The 17,494-nt window shown below is 73.3% G+C and carries 12 protein-coding genes and 2 pseudogenes; 4 read left to right on the top strand and 10 right to left on the bottom strand.

What is annotated here, in order from left to right; genetic code table 11:
* The 4 genes and pseudogenes from IE329_RS41310 to IE329_RS38805 all read right to left on the bottom strand — a co-directional run.
* Positions 1-172, bottom strand: a pseudogene (locus tag IE329_RS41310) (pirin family protein); the annotation flags it as partial.
* Positions 169-672 carry an OsmC family protein gene (locus IE329_RS38815; protein WP_229928131.1) on the bottom strand — a complete coding sequence of 168 codons (504 nt, stop codon included), beginning with the start codon at positions 670-672 and terminating at the stop codon, positions 169-171. The gene IE329_RS38815 and the pseudogene IE329_RS41310, both read right to left, overlap by 4 nt.
* Positions 669-974, bottom strand: coding sequence for a GNAT family N-acetyltransferase (locus IE329_RS38810; RefSeq protein WP_190215785.1), 306 nt, complete (start codon positions 972-974; stop codon positions 669-671). Before IE329_RS38810 ends, IE329_RS38815 begins: the two co-directional genes overlap by 4 nt.
* Before the next feature lie 395 nt (positions 975-1,369).
* Positions 1,370-1,741, bottom strand: a complete 372-nt coding sequence (locus tag IE329_RS38805; RefSeq protein WP_190215784.1) for a hypothetical protein — start codon at positions 1,739-1,741, stop codon at positions 1,370-1,372.
* Positions 1,742-2,066: 325 nt separating this feature from the next.
* On the opposite strand from IE329_RS38805, the gene IE329_RS38800 reads away from it, so the two are divergent.
* Both IE329_RS38800 and IE329_RS38795 read left to right on the top strand, forming a co-directional pair.
* Complete coding sequence (locus tag IE329_RS38800; RefSeq protein ID WP_190215783.1) at positions 2,067-3,035, top strand: NmrA/HSCARG family protein; 969 nt, start codon at positions 2,067-2,069, stop codon at positions 3,033-3,035.
* A gap of 359 nt (positions 3,036-3,394) precedes the next feature.
* Positions 3,395-5,068, top strand: coding sequence for a glycoside hydrolase family 16 protein (locus IE329_RS38795; RefSeq protein WP_229928130.1), 1,674 nt, complete (start codon positions 3,395-3,397; stop codon positions 5,066-5,068).
* A 201-nt stretch (positions 5,069-5,269) separates the two neighbouring features.
* Here the strand turns inward: IE329_RS38795 and IE329_RS38790 are convergent, their stop codons facing one another.
* The gene (locus tag IE329_RS38790) at positions 5,270-6,448 is read right to left on the bottom strand and encodes a cytochrome P450 family protein (RefSeq protein ID WP_190215787.1); all 1,179 of its coding nucleotides are present in this window, start codon (positions 6,446-6,448) and stop codon (positions 5,270-5,272) included.
* Between the two features lie 453 nt (positions 6,449-6,901).
* Complete coding sequence (locus tag IE329_RS38785) at positions 6,902-7,297, bottom strand: hypothetical protein (protein ID WP_190215782.1); 396 nt, start codon at positions 7,295-7,297, stop codon at positions 6,902-6,904.
* Between the two features lie 111 nt (positions 7,298-7,408).
* Between IE329_RS38785 and IE329_RS38780 the strand changes: the two are divergent.
* Together IE329_RS38780 and IE329_RS38775 are read left to right on the top strand one after the other, a co-directional pair.
* Positions 7,409-7,810, top strand: a pseudogene (locus tag IE329_RS38780) (helix-turn-helix domain-containing protein); the annotation flags it as partial.
* Between the two features lie 569 nt (positions 7,811-8,379).
* A complete protein-coding gene (locus IE329_RS38775) occupies positions 8,380-8,877 on the top strand; it encodes a GNAT family N-acetyltransferase (protein WP_190215781.1) in 498 nt (165 codons plus the stop codon).
* 216 nt (positions 8,878-9,093) lie between these two features.
* On the opposite strand, the gene IE329_RS38770 is transcribed toward IE329_RS38775, so the two are convergent.
* The 4 genes from IE329_RS38770 to IE329_RS38755 all read right to left on the bottom strand — a co-directional run.
* On the bottom strand, positions 9,094-10,743 hold the full coding sequence (locus tag IE329_RS38770) for a family 43 glycosylhydrolase (protein WP_190215780.1): 1,650 nt from the start codon (positions 10,741-10,743) through the stop codon (positions 9,094-9,096).
* Between the two features lie 1,382 nt (positions 10,744-12,125).
* A complete protein-coding gene (locus IE329_RS38765) occupies positions 12,126-14,615 on the bottom strand; it encodes an RICIN domain-containing protein (RefSeq protein WP_190215779.1) in 2,490 nt (829 codons plus the stop codon).
* A gap of 436 nt (positions 14,616-15,051) precedes the next feature.
* Entirely contained in the window at positions 15,052-16,083 is a 1,032-nt protein-coding gene (locus tag IE329_RS38760) for a helix-turn-helix domain-containing protein (RefSeq protein WP_308438443.1), read from the bottom strand.
* Positions 16,084-16,391: 308 nt separating this feature from the next.
* The coding region (locus tag IE329_RS38755) for an RICIN domain-containing protein (RefSeq protein WP_190215778.1) at positions 16,392-17,494 on the bottom strand (1,103 nt) is incomplete at its 5' end.

Raw genomic sequence — 17,494 nt, 5'->3', positions numbered from 1 at the left:
CGAAGCACCAGGCGCCCACCATCCGCCGTCCGAGGTTCGGCAGCAGCCGGCGCACGACGGTGCTGCCGCCCAGCGCGGTCTCACGGGGGGCCAGCAGTTCCCTGACGGGCCCGCCGGGCACCCGGTCCCGCCCGCCGCGCACGACGGGGGCCATCTGGTCGGACTCGCTCATGCCCGGTCGGCTCCCTTGCTCCTGGCCGCGACGACGGGCGTGGCGCCGGTCACGGCCAGGGTGACGGGCGTCCGTTCGGCGATGTCCAGGAGCCGGGCGCGCTGCGCCTCGTCCAGGTCACCGACCAGGTCGATGCGCCGGGTGATCCGGGCCGCCCGGTCGGGGCCCTTCTCGTAGCCGAGGTGCACCCGGACGGTCTCCAGCGGCCACTCCTTGCGCTGCGCGTACATCCGCAGGGTGATCGCGGTGCACGAGCCGAGCGCCGAGAGCAGCAGCCCGACCGGCGTGGTGGCGGTGTCGCCGCCGCCGGCCGAGGCGGGCTCGTCGGCGGTCAGGTGGTGCCGGCCGGCGCGGATGTCCACCCGGTAGTCCTCGCCCGTGCTGGTGGCCAGGACGGCGGCGGACCGGACGAACTCCGGTTCGGTGGTGGTGCCGGTGTCGGTGTCGGTGGTGTCCGGGCTGTCGGTGGCCGCGGCGGTGGCGGCCGGGGTGGCGGTCACAGGCCGAAGCGGGTGCGCTGGGACTGGGGCACCAGGTCGACGTAGTCCGGGTGCTTGGTCAGCCAGCCGCGGATGAAGGGGCAGTACGGGAGCACGTCCGCGCCCCGCTCCCGCGCGGCGTCGAGGGCGGCGCGGGCCAGCACGCCGGCGAGACCGCGACCCGCGAACGCGGGGTCGATCTCGGTGTGGATGAAGGCGAGTTCGTTCTCGTGCCGGAAGTACTCGGCGAAGCCCGCGAGTTCGCCGTCCTCCGTGATCTCGAACCGCGAACGGTCGGGGTTGTCCGTGACGGTGGTCGTCATCGTTCCTCCAGGGTCGTGGGCCGGCGGGTGTCCGGCCCGCCCGCCGTTGGGGTTAATTTAGCATTCAACAAGTTATCGATCAAGGACGACGGGGATGCGGGCGCCGGTGGTCGACGCCCGGTGCCTCCCCCCGGATCCCGGCCCGCAATCCCGGACGGCCGGGCCCCTCGCGGCCGGCCCTTGCGTCGCCCTTGCGTCGCCCTCGCGTCGCCCTCGCGTCGCCCTCGTGCTCGGCCCTCGCGCCCGGCGGCCCTTGTGCCTGGCCCGCCACGGCGGCGCGGGCCGGGCCCACGACACGCCGGTGCCCCTGTCACCGCCGGAATCCCGGTGTGACAGGGGCACCGCCGGGCCGCGCGGACCCGGCGGCCGGGCCCGCCCGTCCCGGCGGACGGAGCTCACGCAGGACGGAGGTGGACCACCGTCCTGACCTCCGCGCCCCGTACCTCGGTGTGCGGATCCCCGACGTCCGCGAAGGCCCGCAGGGCCGCCACGACGTGCTCGACGCGGTCGCGCGGGCCGACGATCTCGGCGGTGATCTCGCCGACCAGCCGGTGCTCCGCCCCGATCCGGCGCCCGGGGCCGTCGACCCGGAAGCCCCGGACCCAGGCGTGCGGGGGCTCCGCCGGCCCGGCGGCGTCGCCGGGGGCGAGGAAGACGTCGGTGTTCGGCTGGGGGACGAACGCTCCGCCCAGGGCCCGGTGGACGTCGAGCGCCGTCTCCTTCGTGCCGCCGTTCAGGTGGACCATCACGTACTCGTTGGAGGGCAAGACGACACCAATCTCTCCCGCTGCGCAGCCCGGCCCGCATGTGCCGACTGCCCGGGAGGACGCACGAACTCGCGGCCGACGAGGCCGCCCGGCACCTTCAGGATGGCTGCCACCGGCCCCGGAGGCATCACGGAGCGACGGCGGGGCGACGGAGGCGGTGCGCGGCCACGGTGAGGAGGCGGCCGACGCCGCGCAAGGGCCGCCGGCGGGGGCCGGTCGCGGGCGGCGCAGCGCCCCGGCCTCGCTCGGCTTGCCGGGAACGGCGGCATGGGGTGCGCTTGAGGTGCTGACCAGGACACGGAGCGTAGGCGAGGAGACGGCGGCCATGGCCGAGAAGAAGATCATCACGGTGTTCGGTGCGACCGGCTCCCAGGGGGGAGGGCTGGCGCGGGCGATCCTGGCGGACCCGGGCGGCGAGTTCGCCGTCCGCGCGGTGACCCGGAACCCGGACGCCGACCGGGCGAAGGCCCTGGAGCGGCTGGGGGCGGAGGTGGTCCGGGCCGACATGGACGATCCCGGCACCCTCGGCCCCGCCCTGGAGGGAGCGTACGGCGCGTACCTGGTCACCAACTTCTGGGAGCACATGTCCGCCGAGCGGGAGAAGGCCCAGGCCGCGGCCCTCGCCACGGCCACGGGGCACGCGGCTCTGCAGCACGCCGTCTGGTCCACCCTGGAGGACACCCGCGAGTGCATCCCGCTCGACGACGACCGGATGCCCACCCTGCAGGGCTCCTACAAGGTGCCGCACTTCGACTGCAAGGCGGAGGCCGACCACTACTTCACCGATGCCGGCGCGCCGACCACCTTCCTGCGCACCACCTTCTACTGGGAGAACCTGCTCGGCGCCTTCGCCCCGCAGCGAGGGGAGGACGGCACCCTGCAGATCATCTTCCCGATGGGCGGTCACAGGCTGTCGGGGATCGCCGTCGACGACATCGGCAGGACGGCGCTGGCCGTCTTCAAGCGCGGCACCGACCTCATCGGCGCGACCGTCAGCATCGCCGGCGAGCACCTGCGGCTGGCCGACATGGCCGCGGCCCTCACCGAGGCCGTCGGCGAGCCGGTGACGTACCGGCCCCCGACCCCGGACGCCTTCCGGGCGCTCGGCTTCCCCGGCGCGGACGAGGGCGGCAACATGTTCCAGTACTACGCCGACTGCGAGGAGCGGTTCACCGCCGCGCGGGACCTGGAGGCGGTGCGGGAACTCAACCCGGAACTCCAGACCTTCGCCACCTGGCTGGCGGCCCACCGGGACGCACTGCGCGCGGCCTGGCGCGGGAGCGACTCCGACTGAGCCGCCGGCCGGCTGACGTCCGGCGCACTGACCTCCGGCCCAGTGACCTCCGGCCGGGTCACCGCGCGGGCGGTACCACCGGGCCCGTCGGTGTGACGCCACGACTTCCACCGTGACCGGGATCCGGCTGCGGCTGCCACGATCCGGCACCGGCCGCAGCACGGATCCCGTCGCACGTCGCCGGCCTCCGGATCCCCCGGTGGGCTGCCGGGCCGGTGCGCTCGACGGTCATCCGCTCCGCGCCTCGCGGAAGTTGAGCCGTCGGCCTTCTTGTCGAACGGGTGGCCGATCACCATGATGCATCCATGACACTCCTTATGGCGCGGCCACGACTCCGTGCGTGGAAGAGAGCGCTCTCATTGATACCCGTCGTCGCGGTCACGGTGGCTGCCACCGTCGTCGCGACAGCGAACGTCGAGGCGGCGGTGCCCCCGACGCCGTCGGGCTTCTCGCTCACCTGGAGCGACGACTTCAACGGCGCGTCCGGGACCGGCATCGACCAGAGCCTGTGGAAGTACGACACCGGGCCGGGCAGCAACTTCGGCACCGGTGAGATCGAGACCATGACCAGCAACACCTCGAACGTCTACTACGACGGTCAGGGCCACCTGGTGCTCCAGGCACTGCACTCCGGCTCCGACCCGCGGAGCGGCTGGACCTCCGGGCGCGTGGAGACCCAGTCGGCGGCCTTCGGCGCCCCGGCCGGCGGTGTCGTGCGGATCGAGTCCGTCCTGCAGCAGCCGAACGTCAACACCGCCAACGGCGCCGGGTACTGGCCGGCGTTCTGGATGCTCGGCGCACCGCTGCGCGACGGGGTGACCTGGCCGAAGTCCGGCGAGATCGACATCATGGAGGACATCAACGGCCGCAGTTCCGTCTTCAGCACGATCCACTGCGGGGTGAACCCCGGCGGTCCGTGCAACGAGTCGACCGGCCTCGGCTCGGGCGAGCGCGCCTGTTCCGGGTGTCAGACCGGCTTCCACGACTACGCGGCGGAGATCGACCGCTCGGTGTCCCCCGAGCAGGTCCGGTTCTACCTCGACGGGAACAACTTCTTCACCGTCAACGCCAACCAGGTGGACGCCACGACCTGGGCCAACGCGATCGACCACCCGTTCTTCATCATCTACGACCTGGCGATCGGCGGCGGCTTCCCGGACGCCTTCGGCGGGGGCCCGAACGCGGCCACGGTCTCGGGCGGCAAGCTGATCATCGACTCGGTGGCCGTCTACAACAAGGGCCCCGGCTCCGGTGGCGGCGGTGGTTCGGGGACGGGCCAGGCGATCACCGGTCCGGGCGGCAAGTGCGTGGACGTGGCAGGTGACGACGTCGGCGGCGACGGCACCGCGGTGCAACTGTGGGACTGCCAGTCCGGGGCCAAGGACCAGCACTGGACCTGGAGCGGCCAGGCCCTGCAGACCCTCGGCAAGTGCCTCGACATCGCCGGCGGCAGCAGTGCCGCGGGGACGAAGCTGCAGCTCGCCACCTGCAACAGCGGCGGTTACCAGTCATGGGTGCGGCAGACCGACGGTTCGCTGCGGAACCCGGCCAGCGGCCGGTGCATCGACTCGCCGTCGGGGGCCTCCGCGAACGGCACCCGGCTGCAGATCTGGGACTGCAACGGCTCCGGCGCCCAGAAGTTCGCCATCGGCACCCCGGTCTACGGTCCGGGCGGCAAGTGCGTGGACGTGGCGGGTGAGGACACCGGCGGTGACGGCACCGCGGTCCAGCTCTGGGACTGCCAGCAGGCCACCTCGCTCGACCAGAAGTGGACCTGGAGCGGCCAGACCCTGCGCACGCTCGGCAAGTGCCTGGACATCGCCGGCGGCAACAGCGCCGCCGGCACCCAGCTCCAGCTGGCCACGTGCAACGGCGGCGGCTACCAGAACTGGGTCGCCAACGCCGACGGCTCGCTGTCGAACCCGACCAGCGGCCGGTGCATCGACTCGCCGTCGGGGGCCACCGCGAACGGCACCCGGCTGCAGATCTGGGACTGCAACGGCTCCGGCGCCCAGAAGTTCTCGCTGGCCTGAGCCTGAGCCTGAGCCTGGGCCTGAGTTTGGGCCTGGGCAGGGGCCTGGGCAGGGGCAGGGGCAGGGGCAGGAACAGGGCCTGGGCCGGGTACCGCGAGGGCGACGGGAGAACGCTCTCATTCGCAGCGCGGGCGGCCCTTGCGCCGTCCCGGTACGGTCCTGGCTGCTGTGGGGCAGCTCTGCCCCACAGCAGCGCACCCGCTACGGACGGACCGGCAGAGAGACCAGCCCCCGGACCAACCGGGAGTGCCGCCAGGACAGTTGGTCCGGTGGAACGGCCGGCCGCAGGCCGGGGAAGCGCTCCAGGAGGACGCGCAGGACGATCTCGATCTCGGCATGAGCGAGCGGTGCGCCGACGCAGCGGTGGATGCCGTGGCCGAAGGCGAGGTGACCGGCCGAGTCAGGGCGTTCGAGATCGAGCCGGTCGGGGTCGGCGAACCGGGCCGGATCACGATTGGCCGCACCGGGGCAGACGAAGACGGGACTCCCGGCGGGGATCCCGTGATCTCCCAGCCGGACGGCCTCGGGTGCCCATCGCCAGGTCGCGATGCTCACCGGAGCGTCGTAGCGCAGCAGTTCGTCGACGGCGGCCGGGATGCGGTCCGGGCAGGTGGCCAGGGTCCGCAGGTCGTCCGGATGCTGGAGCAGCGCGAGGACGGCGTTGCCGATGGCCGCGCTGGTGGTCTCGTGGCCGGCGACCAGCAGCAGTACGGCCAGGGAGAGCAGTTCGTCCTCGCCGAGACGGCCGGAGTCGCCGTCCCGGACCGCGATCAGGCCGGAGAGCAGCGAGCCGTCCGGGACGGTGCGCCTGGTGGCGATCAGCTCGGCGAGGTAGTCGGCCAGCGCGTGCGAGGCCGAGTCGATCCGGTCGTGGTCGCCGGTGGCGAACAGGTCGGTCGACCACCCGCTGATCGAGTCCCGGTCGGCCGGCGGGACGCCGAGCAACTGACAGATGACGATGACGGGCAACGGCGCCGCGAGCTCCGCGATCAGGTCGACCTCGGCGCCGGGCTCCCAGTGGTCGGTCAGCTCCTCGGCGAGTGACCGGATGTAGGGGCGCAGGCCGTCCACCCTGGCACTGGTGAACGCCTTGGCCACCAGCCGGCGCAACCGGGTGTGCTCCGGCGGGTCGGTGGCGAGCATCGTGCGGGTGACGGCCGGGTGCAGGGATCGTCCGGAGGGCTTGTCGGCGAAGTAGGCGCCGGTGTCCTTCGACAGCGGTGCGGTGAAGGCGCGCCGGGCCGCTTCGTAGCCGGTGACGACGGTGGCGGTGCCGACGCCGCCCAGGGGGACCTGAGCGACCGGTGAGGTCTCGCGGAGGGCGGCGTAGGTCGGGTACCGGTCCCGGTAGAAGGCCGGGTCGGCGAAGGGGGAGGCCATGTCGATCGATCCCTGTGCGGCTTCGGGCGTGGTCCGCCGCCGGGCGGCGACGGCGGTGCGGACACTGTCGGAGGCGGCGTCCGGGCCGGCCGCCGAGGTCGCCTCGTCGCCGTCGTCGTGCAACTCCCGGACGCCGTCGGACGGTTGGCCCCGGCCACCGGCCCGCGGTGCCGCGACGGCCCCCGGCCGGGCGACCTCCTGGCGGTGTCGCACCCGCCGGTGAGGTTCGGGCCGAGCTTCCAGTGATTGTACAGTTCCCGCCCGTGGCCCTCCCGTTGCGCCCGCTGTGCTGCGGTGCCGTTTGCGCCGCTGTGCGCGGCCCCCGCCGGCCTGGTGGGGCCGGTGCACGCCGTTTGCGCGCGGCCGGTGACGAGGCGTCGGGAGGCCACGAGCCGGGCGTGCGAGCCGGGCGGACGGGAGTGGTGGACGCGCAGGGCTCGGATGCGGATCAGCTCAGGACTCGGCCGGGTCCTTCGCGCTGTACCGCCGAGGGCGCTTGACACCGCTGCATGCCAAGAGTTCGGTCCCGGTGGCATCGAAGTACAGAGTGAAGGACCAGAGCCCGTCCGCCGAGTCGATGATCCCGGTGCGCAGTTGCTCACCGCGGTGCCGTGCAAGGATCTCAACGGTCTCGTCGAGGCCGATGATCTCTTGCAGGCCACGAGCCAGGGACCGCTTCAACCTTGTTGCGGCGATACCGGCGACCATCCAGTGGGGCACCTCCCTGCCCAAGATCGTCACGTCGGCGCCGGCGGCGATGGCTTCGCGTGCCGGCTTGCAGGCGCTGGTCTGGTCGGTGAGCATCGCGGCGATGTCGGGCCGGTGCGGGGGCTCGTCTTCGGTGGCCATGCGGTGACTGTAGAGAACTGCGCGGGGGCGTCGCCACAGGATTCGGCGCGGCCAGGGCGAGGGAGCCAGAGGATCGCGATGTCGCGTCGGGCATGGTGGAACGATCTTGCGATGGCCGGTGTGATCACGGCTTCGGAGCCGTCTGGACATTCCCGTTCACCGGGCTGGGCCCGCGCGACTTCCAGAAGCTGATCACCATGCTACGCCGCGAGGGGCCCGACGCGATTGCGCCCAGGCCGCCTGTGGAGCTTGCCGTTGGAGGACCGGGTTCTGCTGGTCATCACCGCAGACTGGCGTTCGAACCTGACACTACGGCAGCTCGCGCCGCTGTTCGGGGTGTCCAAGTCAGCGGCCGGCCGGATCGTCGACCACACCGGTCCCCTGCTCGCGCTCAGTCCGCGGCGCAGGTTCCGCACGGGCACTGTGCTGATCGTCGACGGCACCCTGGTCCCTGCCCGCGACCACACGATCGCCGAGCAGCCGAAGAACTACCGGTACTCCGCCAATCACCAGGGTTCCACGCGATCGTCACCGCCGGCAACGGCGACGTCTGGTGGAAGAACACACGGCACTGACAACCGCCCGGCCGCACTCGGCGGGAACGGAGCAGGGCACCACAGCCCGACCCGCGCCCGCCGAGTGCGCCGCCTCCGCGGGTCCCCCCGCACCCAGTACGCGCCCCGCCCTCACCCCGACCGCCCCTGCGGGGCGGGCGCTCACCGGCACCTGAGACGCACGCCGCTCCGGCGGGCCGGCCCCCGGCGGCACGGCTCGTCACCTGCTCCCGGCGCCCGCGCGCCCGCGTGCCGGCGTTCCGGCTGGCCGAGGGCGTTCCACGGAGGTAACCACCGCAGGTTCTCCCGTGGGTTCCACGACCTTGCCGCGATCCCCGTCCGGACAGGGACCGAGCCGGCGGGTGGGACCAGTGCCGCGACCGGACAGGTTCACCGAGGTCTCGTGGTCCGTGGGTACGCGGGTCACCGTTGCTCCCCGGTTTCGGTTGGTCGCAGGGCTGAGCGACCTCGTGTGCATGGTGGTAATCGACTTGCTGCCCGGCCCGGCGGGCGGGCAGGGTCTGGATCATGCTTGAACTACGCATCTTGAAATCGGACGACTGGCCCCTTTGGCGGGAGTTGCGACTGGCTGCCCTTGCTGAGGCGCCCTACGCGTTCGGATCGACACTGGCCCAGTGGCAGGGACCCGGCGACCGGGAGGAACGCTGGCGTGCCCGCCTGTCGATTCCCGGCGCGCACGATCTCGTCGCGCTCCTCGACGGCCTTCCGGTGGGCATGGCCAGCGGAGTGCCGGGCGAGGGAGCGGAGACGGTGGAGTTGATCTCGATGTGGGTCAACCCCACGGCTCGGGGCAAGGGGGTGGGTGACTGCCTGATCCAGGCGGTCGAGCGGTGGGCGGCGGAGCGCGGTGCCACGACGCTGCGGTTGTCCGTCATGCCGGACAACCACACGGCAACCGCGCTCTATGAGCGGCGCGGTTTCACGGACACGGGTGAGCCCGGCGATCTTCTGCCCGATGGCGTCGGCCGGGAGCGGGTCATGGCGAAGAGCCTGGCCGCTGCCTGATCTTCACATCCGGGCCCTGCGGGATCTGCGGCTCAATGTCCGGCTCGGCCGCCGCCCGCCGAACCCGCCCGCGGGCCGCAGCGGCGGTGCCGGGCCCGGTCTCGGTATGCCCGGCCCGGTGGGCATACCGGGCCGGGCCGGCCACGACCCCGTCCCTCGGCGGGGCTCGGGACGGGACGGGTCGCCAACGGCAGGGCGTCACCGCGGATCCGCGTGCTACCCGTCGGCGCGGTACGTCACCTCGTCGAAGTCCGCGTGCAGGCCTCCGCCGGTGAGGTCCCAGGCCCACAGGCCGACGAACGCGCCGGTGAAGCCGAGGGAGCGGATCTGGCCGTCCTCGATGTGCTCGGCGTGCTCGTCGGAGAGCACCGTCGCGTCCAGGGGGCCGCCGAAGGGCCGCCAGCCGGCGCCGGAGTCGTAGCGGAAGCGCAGCTCGGCCCCGTCGATGTCGAGCCCGAGCCGGAGCCGGGCGGCGTCGTGGAGTCCTTCCGGTCCGGCGCCGGCTTCGGCGACGTGCAGCCGTCCCCGGTCGCAGTGGGCGGTGCGTAGGACGGCCTGTCCGCCCTCGTCCGCGGTCAGGTACAGGTAGTGCCAGTTACGGGTGTTGTAGTAGGCGGTGATCCCCGCGAGGTGCTGGAACGCGAGGGGCCGGTACTCCATCACCGTCTCGAAGGAGGCGCGCGGCCGGGTCACCCGGCGCGCCACCAGGCTGGGGCCGACCAGGCTCTGCGGTGACCGGCCGCCCCGCAGGCGCAGATGGGACGGCCGCTCGGCCAGGGTGAGCCAGTCGGCGGTCGCGGGCCGGCGCAGTGTCGACCACTGCGGGCCCAGGGCCGGCCGGTCGAATCCGTCGGTCTCGGTGGTGTCCGGTCCGCCGGTCGGGGAGGAGGTGTTCCCGTCGCCGGCCGCCGGACCGGGGGCGGGGACCTCCAGGGCGGGCAGGCCCGTCGCGACGCGCGGCCAGCCGTCGGCGGTCCAGCCGACCGCCGCCAGTGCCGTCTCGCGGCCGAGCACGCACGGCCCGCGGCGGCCCTGCGGCCGGGCGACCAGATAGGCCAGGTACCACCGGCCGTCCGCGGTCTCCACCAGGCTGCCGTGCCCCGCCTTCTGCAGCGGGAGGTCGGGGTGGTCGCGGGCGGTGACCAGCGGGCCGTGCGGGTCGCGTTCGTAAGGACCGGCCAGGCAGCGCGAGCGGGCCACCGTGACCTGGTGGTCGTAGCCCGTGCCGCCGTCCGCGGTGAGCAGGTAGTACCAGGGGCCCCGGCGGTAGAGATTGGGGCCTTCGATCCAGCCGGCCTGCGGCGGCAGCGCGATCCTGACCGGGGCCCCGGTCGGACGGCGGGCCGCGCGGTCGTACCGCTGCAGCTCCAGGCCTGCCGAACCGCCGTGCCCGGGGCGCCAGTCGTGGACCAGGTTGAGCAGCCAACTGTCCGGGCCGTCGTGGAACAGGGAGGCGTCGAAACCCCGGGCGTGCAGCAGGACCGGGTCCGACCAGGGGCCGTCGATCGAGGCCGCGGTGACCAGGTGGTTGGGGCTGTCGGTGAACCCTCCCGTGTAGGTGGACACATTGCTGTACACGAGGTGGAACAGGCCGTCCGCATGGGTGAGGTTCGGCGCCCAGACCCCGCCCGAGTCCGGGCACCCCGTCAGATCCAGCAGCCGGGTGCTGTCGAGTGCCCCGGGCACGGTCCGCCAGTGCACCAGGTCCGTGGACCGGTGCAGGCGGACGCCCGGGTACCACTCGAACGTCGAGGTCGCGAGGTAGAAGTCGGGCCCCACCCGCAGAACGGACGGATCGGGGTGCGAGCCGGGCAGTACGGGATTGCGGATGATGCCTGCCGAGGGGGCGTGCACGTGCTCTCCCATGCTCGTCGACTGCTCGCTCCGGCCTGCGCCGGGTGATCACTGCGGACCGTAGTGTCGAACATGTTCGCGAGCAAGACGTCGCGGCGGCCGAGGATGATCCGAGGCAGTCCGCCGGCCGGTCCCGGCGGTGGTGACGACGGTCGCGTGGCGGCACCGGCGGCTCGGGCCGACGTCTTCGACCCTGTGGTGCGAGGCCTGCGCGGCGCCCGTCCGGGCGTCCGCCGCGGTGGGCGGAGAGCCGCGGCGCAGGGACGGTCAAGCTGCCGTCTACAAGAAAGTAGACGAACTGGGTAACCCTCAGTACCGTGGGCCTTGTCCGGGTGCCCGATCGCGTGCAGGGCCTGGCACCGGCCGCGTGCACGCCGGGCGTGCTCGCGGAGGAGCTCGCCGCCGACGCCTCCACGTCGGGGGCGAAGGCCGAGGTCCCGTACCCTCCCCCGGTGTTACGGGACCTCGGCCTGCCCCGCCCCCGCCGCCTGGCCCCGCCGGCCGTTGCGCCCCGACCGTCCGCGCGAGCTGTCCGTACGCCGCGACCCCGTGAGCCGCGACCCGGTGCGCCGTGCCCGCGGCGGCGCGCCCGCGCGTCGGTCGCACGGCGGTCGGCGACGGAAGCTGCGGGGGGAGTGGCGGGTCACCACGGGGAGAAGGGCGCAGGAGCCGACCACCGGGCGGGCGATCCGGCCGACGACGCGCAGGGGCAGGTGCACCGCCCCGGCGCGAGGGGCTTCCTTGTCCAGGAGACCGCTGCGGCCCGTCCCGGGGTGTGGCGGTGCGCGCGGGTGGGGACGGGCCAGGTGTTCCCTGCCTGCCACGGGGCGGAGCTGACCGTGGGACCGGTCGTGCGGCGGGCCGCTGCGCGCTCCTGCCCGGTCGTGGTCGTGGTCGTGCGGGTCGGAACGTTCATGCCGCCCTCCGAATGCCGTTGACGTCGGTGCCCGGCGCGGGACGCGACCAGGGGACGGGCCACGGCGGCGACGGGACGCCTGCCACGACCCCGGCGGGGTGCCCGACCAGGTCGTCCGGCCGCCTTGTCATCCACGCTAGCGGCAGCGCAACGGGCAGCCGTGGTACCGCGGGTGTGAACCTCCGCGGTGGGGCGGCACCTCGGTATTACGCCGGAAGTGGTGCTCCGGCTGCGCGCCGGGGCGAGCGGATTCCCTGGCGAGGACATCGCGCCGGTGGTCACCTCGCGGTGAATCGCCGGGTCGTCATCGGCGACGCCGCCAGCACGCGGGGGTGCTCCGGGGCACGGGTGCTCCGGGGCACGGGTGATGCGGGGGCGTACGGGTGCCTGTCGTACGGTACGTCGGTCGCGATGGGGGCCGCCCCGAGGAGGCGGCCCCGCACGCGTCGTGCCGGGGAGCGGTCAGGTCACCGCACCCTCACTGGATCGTCCACTGCTGGGTGGCGGCCCCGGTGTTCGCCTGCTGGGTCACCGATGCGTTGTCGGACGTCGAGGCGGTGGTGAGCAGCAGTCCGCTCCTGACGGACGCGACGGTGAACGCTCCGCCCGTCTGCCGGGTGAGGATCCAGCGCTGGTTCGTACCGCCGGTGCAGGTCCACTGGATGACCTGGGCGCCTGCGGCGGTGGAGCCGCCGCTGACGTCGGCGCACAGGCCGGACAGGCCGTTGACGAGCTGGTAGGAGCCGTCCGGCTGGCGGGTGAACTGCCAGTTCTGGTTCGTTCCGCCGTTGGCGGTCCAGGTGATGAGCTGGGTGCCGGGGGCCGTGCTGTGGTTCGGGTCGTCCAGCGCCTTGCCGCCCGTCACGACGGTGTGCGTCCCGGTGAGGTCGGTGCCGGCCGGATTGACGGTCCAACTGAAGGTGGCGGAGCCGGCGGCCGTGCCGGACGAGGCGGTGACCGTCACGGTCGAGCTGCCGGCCGTGGTCGGGGTGCCGGAGACCAGGCCGGAGGAGCTGATCGACAGCCCGGCGGGCAGCCCGGTCGCGGAGAACGTCAGGGCCTTGTTCTGCGAGTCGGTGGCACCGATCTGGACGGAGGCCGCGACGCCGACGGTGCTGGTCCGGGAGCCGGGGTCGGTGACCAGAACGGTCTCGCCGGCCGTCCCGGTCGCCGTCACCGTGAGGGTCTGGTCCCCCGGGGAGCGGGTCCCGCCGACGGCGTTGCCCGTGCTGTTGGCCCAGTGGCGGGCGGGCGTGGTCTCGGCGAGCCGGGCGGTGTCCGAGGACAGGCCGATCACCAGGCCGCTGTAGCGGTTGACCAGGCGGTACGTGCCGTCCTTGACGCCCGACGCGGACCTGTTGGCGATGACGAACCACTGCTGCCCGACGGTGGGCCCGCCCGTTCCGGGCGCGGCGACGGTCGGCCTGGCCGCCCAGGCCCGGCCCGAGACCGCCGAGGAGTCGACACCCAGGAGCCCGCCGGTGGAGGAGTTGGTGATCCGGTACGAGCCGTCGCCGTTGGAGGTGAACGACCACGCCTCCAGGGCCGATCCGGTCCCGGCGGCCAGTGACGTGGTCGTCGAGCCGCCGGAGGTCTGGGCGAGGACCCGGCCGGACCCGTTGGCGATCTTGTAGGTCCTGGCCGGGTCGAAGGGCGCCGCGGCGGGCGTGGGGGAGTCGATGGTGATGTTGGCGTACTCGCCCGAGGAGCTCGCGCAGGAGATCGAGCAGTACGCCCGGAAGGTCTTGCCGACGATGGCGGAGCTGGTCCGGTTCGCACCGTCGAGGAACCAGCGGTACCAGGAGGCGTCGTGGTAGCTGCCGGTGTCTCCGACCAGGGTCCACTTCTGCGTGGCGAGATCGGCGGTGGCGTAGAACTGCCTCGGGGCGTTGCCGCTCTGGTCGACCTGCTGCGGCTCGCCGATGTACAGCCCGAGGTAGGCGTTGTAGGTCACGTCCATCACGAACAGCGGGGAGGTCGCCGGGGCCTTGCCGGCCGCCACCTGCTCGCTGACGGTACCGGTGGCGGCCGGGCTGTACTCGGACGCCGCGGGGGTGTAGCCGGTGTCGCCCGCGCCGGTGACCGGCACCAGGTTGCTCTCCTTGCCGCCCGCACCGGGCTGCGACCAGGCGCCGTCGTACCACTTCTGCCAGGTGCCGGGCGCCATCTTGCCGGCGATCGGCGCCCGCGCCACGTGCTCGTGGAACGCCTTCCACCCGCCGGACTTGTCCACCAGGCGCGAGCCGTAGTAGACGTAGAAGTACCCCGAGGCGGTGTCCACCAGGAGGCGCTGGTCGCCGTCGCCGTAGTAGTAGGTCTTGTTGGGGAAGGCCGCGGTGTCGTTGCGTGCGGTGCTGTACGGGGAGGTGATGACCTTGTCCTTGATGGTCCAGGTCCTGCCCTGGTCCTTGGAGACCGCGTAGTCGATGGCGTCGAAGTGGAGACCGTCGCCGAACGGCTGCGGGGTGAACTCGTTGTGGACCAGGCCGTACCAGTCGCCGGTGTCCGGGTCGACCCACACGCCGGACAGGTCGCAGTAGTTCTTCTGCGCGTAGCCAGAGCCCGCGGGGGCCGCCGTCGAGGTCAGGCCGGTGGGACTGTTGTTGCACCGCCAGGTGGTGTCGTTGTTCCGGTCGCTGCTGTTGGCGGGGTTGACGGCGTCGCTGGTCGCGGCCGAGCGGGTGGCGGTGTCGAGGTTGGTGCCGGTGAAGAAGTCCCAGTAGCGGGGCTCGCTCGTGCCGTACAGCGCCGCGGACTGCTGGAACCAGAACGTCCCGTCCTTGTCGATGTACGGGCTGGCCGGGGTGTCGGTCGGGTGTCCGTAGGAGCCGGTCGTCCCGACGGTCACCGTGTAGGCGGGTGCGGCGGCCGCCGCGGTGGTGGCGGGCAGCGCCGCCGTGCTGCCCGCCACCGCGAGAGCCGTGCTGACGACCGCGACGGCGAGCCTTCTTACCTGGGGAACTGGCATCGGTGAACTCCTTCTCCTTGGCGGTCCGCCCGGGCGGGGCGCCGTGCACCGGCGCCGTCCGGGCATCCGAACGGCCGGCGCGGTGGGGCGCGCCGGTCCTGTCGTGGGCCGTGCGGCAGGCGCGCGTGCGTCCCGCGGTGTCGCCTGCCGGTGCGAGTGCGCGACGGGCCCGTCGGCCGGGCTCGTCGGCCGGCCCGTCGGGGGCCGGGGGTCCGGCCGGCGCGCGATCACTCATGTGAGCCACAGTCATCATGGGAGGGCCGGACGGGTCAGTCCATCGACAAATCCTGGTGAGGACTTGGACTTTCCGCGCGGCGCCGGTGCCGGGCCGGTGCACCCGGCGGTCTCCGCCCCGTCCGGCCGCACGTTCATCGGGCCGAGGCTGCCCGGCCGGGCGGACCGTTGGCCTGACGGGTCAACGCGCATGGACAGAAGGTCAGTTGGTGGTGCGGCTGGTGGTGTGGCTGATGGTGCGACGCTGGTGGGCGGACGTGCTCCCGCCCGCGGCAGCCGGTGTCGTCCCCTGGGCGGCCGGGACGCCGGTGCCGACCGCCGGCGGCCGCGAACGGTGGGTCACCCGGGAGCGGTCGTCGCCCACCATGGGCGGCTCGTCCGGCCTGGGCACCGACTCGCTCCAGCCGCCGGGCACCTGGTGGCGCTGCTCCCGGCGGAACCGGGCCGGCGAGACCCCGACGCGTTTGGTGAAGATGCGACTGAAGTAGGCGGCGTCGGTGTGGCCCACGCGCATGGCGACGTCGTGGACCGGCAGGTCGGTGTCGGCCAGCAGGTCCTTGGCGACGCTGAGCCGGGCCGAGATCAGGTACTCCTTCAGACTGGCGCCCGTGCTGCGGCGCACCACGTCCCGCAGGACGGGCAGGGCGAGACCGCAGCGCGCCGCGTGGTCCTCGACGCTGATGGGAAGCAGCGCGTTGCGGGTGAGGCTCCGCAACAGTGGATCACCTTCGGGCGTGACGTCCGTTCGTGCGTGCCGGAGGGCGATCAGCACGTCGTGCACCGCGGCGGACGCCTCGACCTGGAACAACGGACCGCCGCCGCGGGCGGCCCGGACGATGCGGCTGACGGCGTCGTCGACCCGGCCGGTGGCGCCGAGCGGGACCGGTGCGTCGTCGGGCGGGAGGAGCCCCAGCTCCGTGTAGGCGGCGACGGCCGGCCCCGAGAAGTCCACGAACGACTCCTCCCAGCCGGTCTCCGGGTTCGGCGCGTAGTGGTGTTCGACGCCGGGGCGCAGCCAGAGCAGTGCCGGGCCGAGCACCTGGTGGCGGGGGCCGCCGTCGGCGGAGAACCACCCCCGTCCCGAGGAGACGACGACGGCGACGTGATGGTCCAGGGTGCGCGGCCCGACGGCGGGCAGCGGCCCGCGTTGCAGGCCGACCCCGAGGCAGACCAGGCCGAGCTTCCAGTGCACGTCCGCCGGGGTGAAGTAGCGCATCCAGGTCTGGTACCGCACTCCGTGCACTCCCTCCCGGCCGGCGTCGCCGACGGCGCGGTGTCGTCGACCGTGCGAACCTCCACCTGGCTCGACGCGGGCGCCGGGAGGTACGGCGGTGCGGGCTCCGCGGCGTTCCGCGGAACCCGCGTCGACAGGGCCTCCGGCCGCCCGGACGGGTGGGTACCCGCGAGCGTCCGGAGGCCCTGTCCTCGATCCGGTGCGGCCGGACCGTCACCCGGGCCGGCTCCGCCGCAGGCAGCGCCGGGACGGGTGACGGTCCGGCCGTCAGGCCGCCGGAGCGCGGGGGAGCCGTGGCCCGCCGGGTGTCAGCCGATCGTCCAGCGCTGCTGGGCGGTGCCGGTGTCGGCCTGCTGGGTGACCAGGGCGCCGTCGGAGCCGGAGGCGGTGGTCAGGGAGAGTCCGCTGCTCTTGGAGGTGATCTTGTACCCGCCGCCGGTGGCGGCGGTGACCACCCAGTGCTGGTTGGCGCCGCCGCTGCAACTCCACTGGATGACCTGCGCGCCGGCGGTGGTGGAGCCGCCGCTGACGTCCATGCAGAGGTTGGAGAGGCCGTTCACGATCTGGTAGCTGCCGTCCGTCTGCTGGGTGAAGACCCAGTTCTGGTTGGTGCCCCCGTTGGCGGTCCAGGTGTCCAGCTGGGTGCCCTGGGCGGTCGAGTGATTGGGGTCGTCGAGGGCCTTGCCGCCGGTGGTCACGGTGTGGGTCCCGCTGAGGGCCGGGTTGACGGCCCAGGTGAAGGACGTCGTGCCGGTCGCGGTGCCGGAGGAGGCGGTGACGGTGACCGTCGAGGCCCCGACGGTGGTCGGGGTGCCGGTGACCAGGCCGCCGGAGCTGATCGACAGGCCGGCCGGCAGGCCGGTGGCGGAGAAGGTGAGGGCCTTGCCGGCGGAGTCGTTGGCACTCAGCTGCAGCGAGACGGCCGTGTTGACCTTGCCGGACTGGTTGCCGGGGCCGCTGAGCGTGACGGTCTCGGGCGCCGAGCCGGTCGGGGTCAGCGTCAGGGTCTGCTCGCCCGCGCCGCGGGAGCCGCCGACCGTGGTGCCACTGGTGTCGGTCCAGCTGCGGGTGGGTGTCGTCTCGGCGAGCCGGCCTGCGGTCCCGGACAGGCCGATCACCAGGCCGCTGTAGCGGTTGACGAGGCGGAAGGTCCCGGTGGGGGTGTTGTCGGTGGACTTCCCGGGGATGACGAACCACTGCTGCCCGACACTCGGGCCGCTCGGTCCGGCGGCGGTGACGGTGGGCTGGGCGCCCCAGGCGCGGCCCGCGGTGGCGGTGGAGTCCACGCCGAGCAGCTGGCCGGTGGAGGAGTTGGTGATCCGGTAGGAGCCGTCGCCGTTGGAGGTGAAGGCCCACGACTCCAGGGCGGAGCCGGTGGCGGTGGCCACCGAGGTGGTGGCGGAGCTGCCGG

Origin of the sequence: Kitasatospora indigofera (assembly GCF_014655955.1) — a bacterium.
GTDB classification, from domain to species: domain Bacteria; phylum Actinomycetota; class Actinomycetes; order Streptomycetales; family Streptomycetaceae; genus Kitasatospora; species Kitasatospora indigofera.
This window is presented reverse-complemented; position numbering and strand designations above follow the sequence as displayed.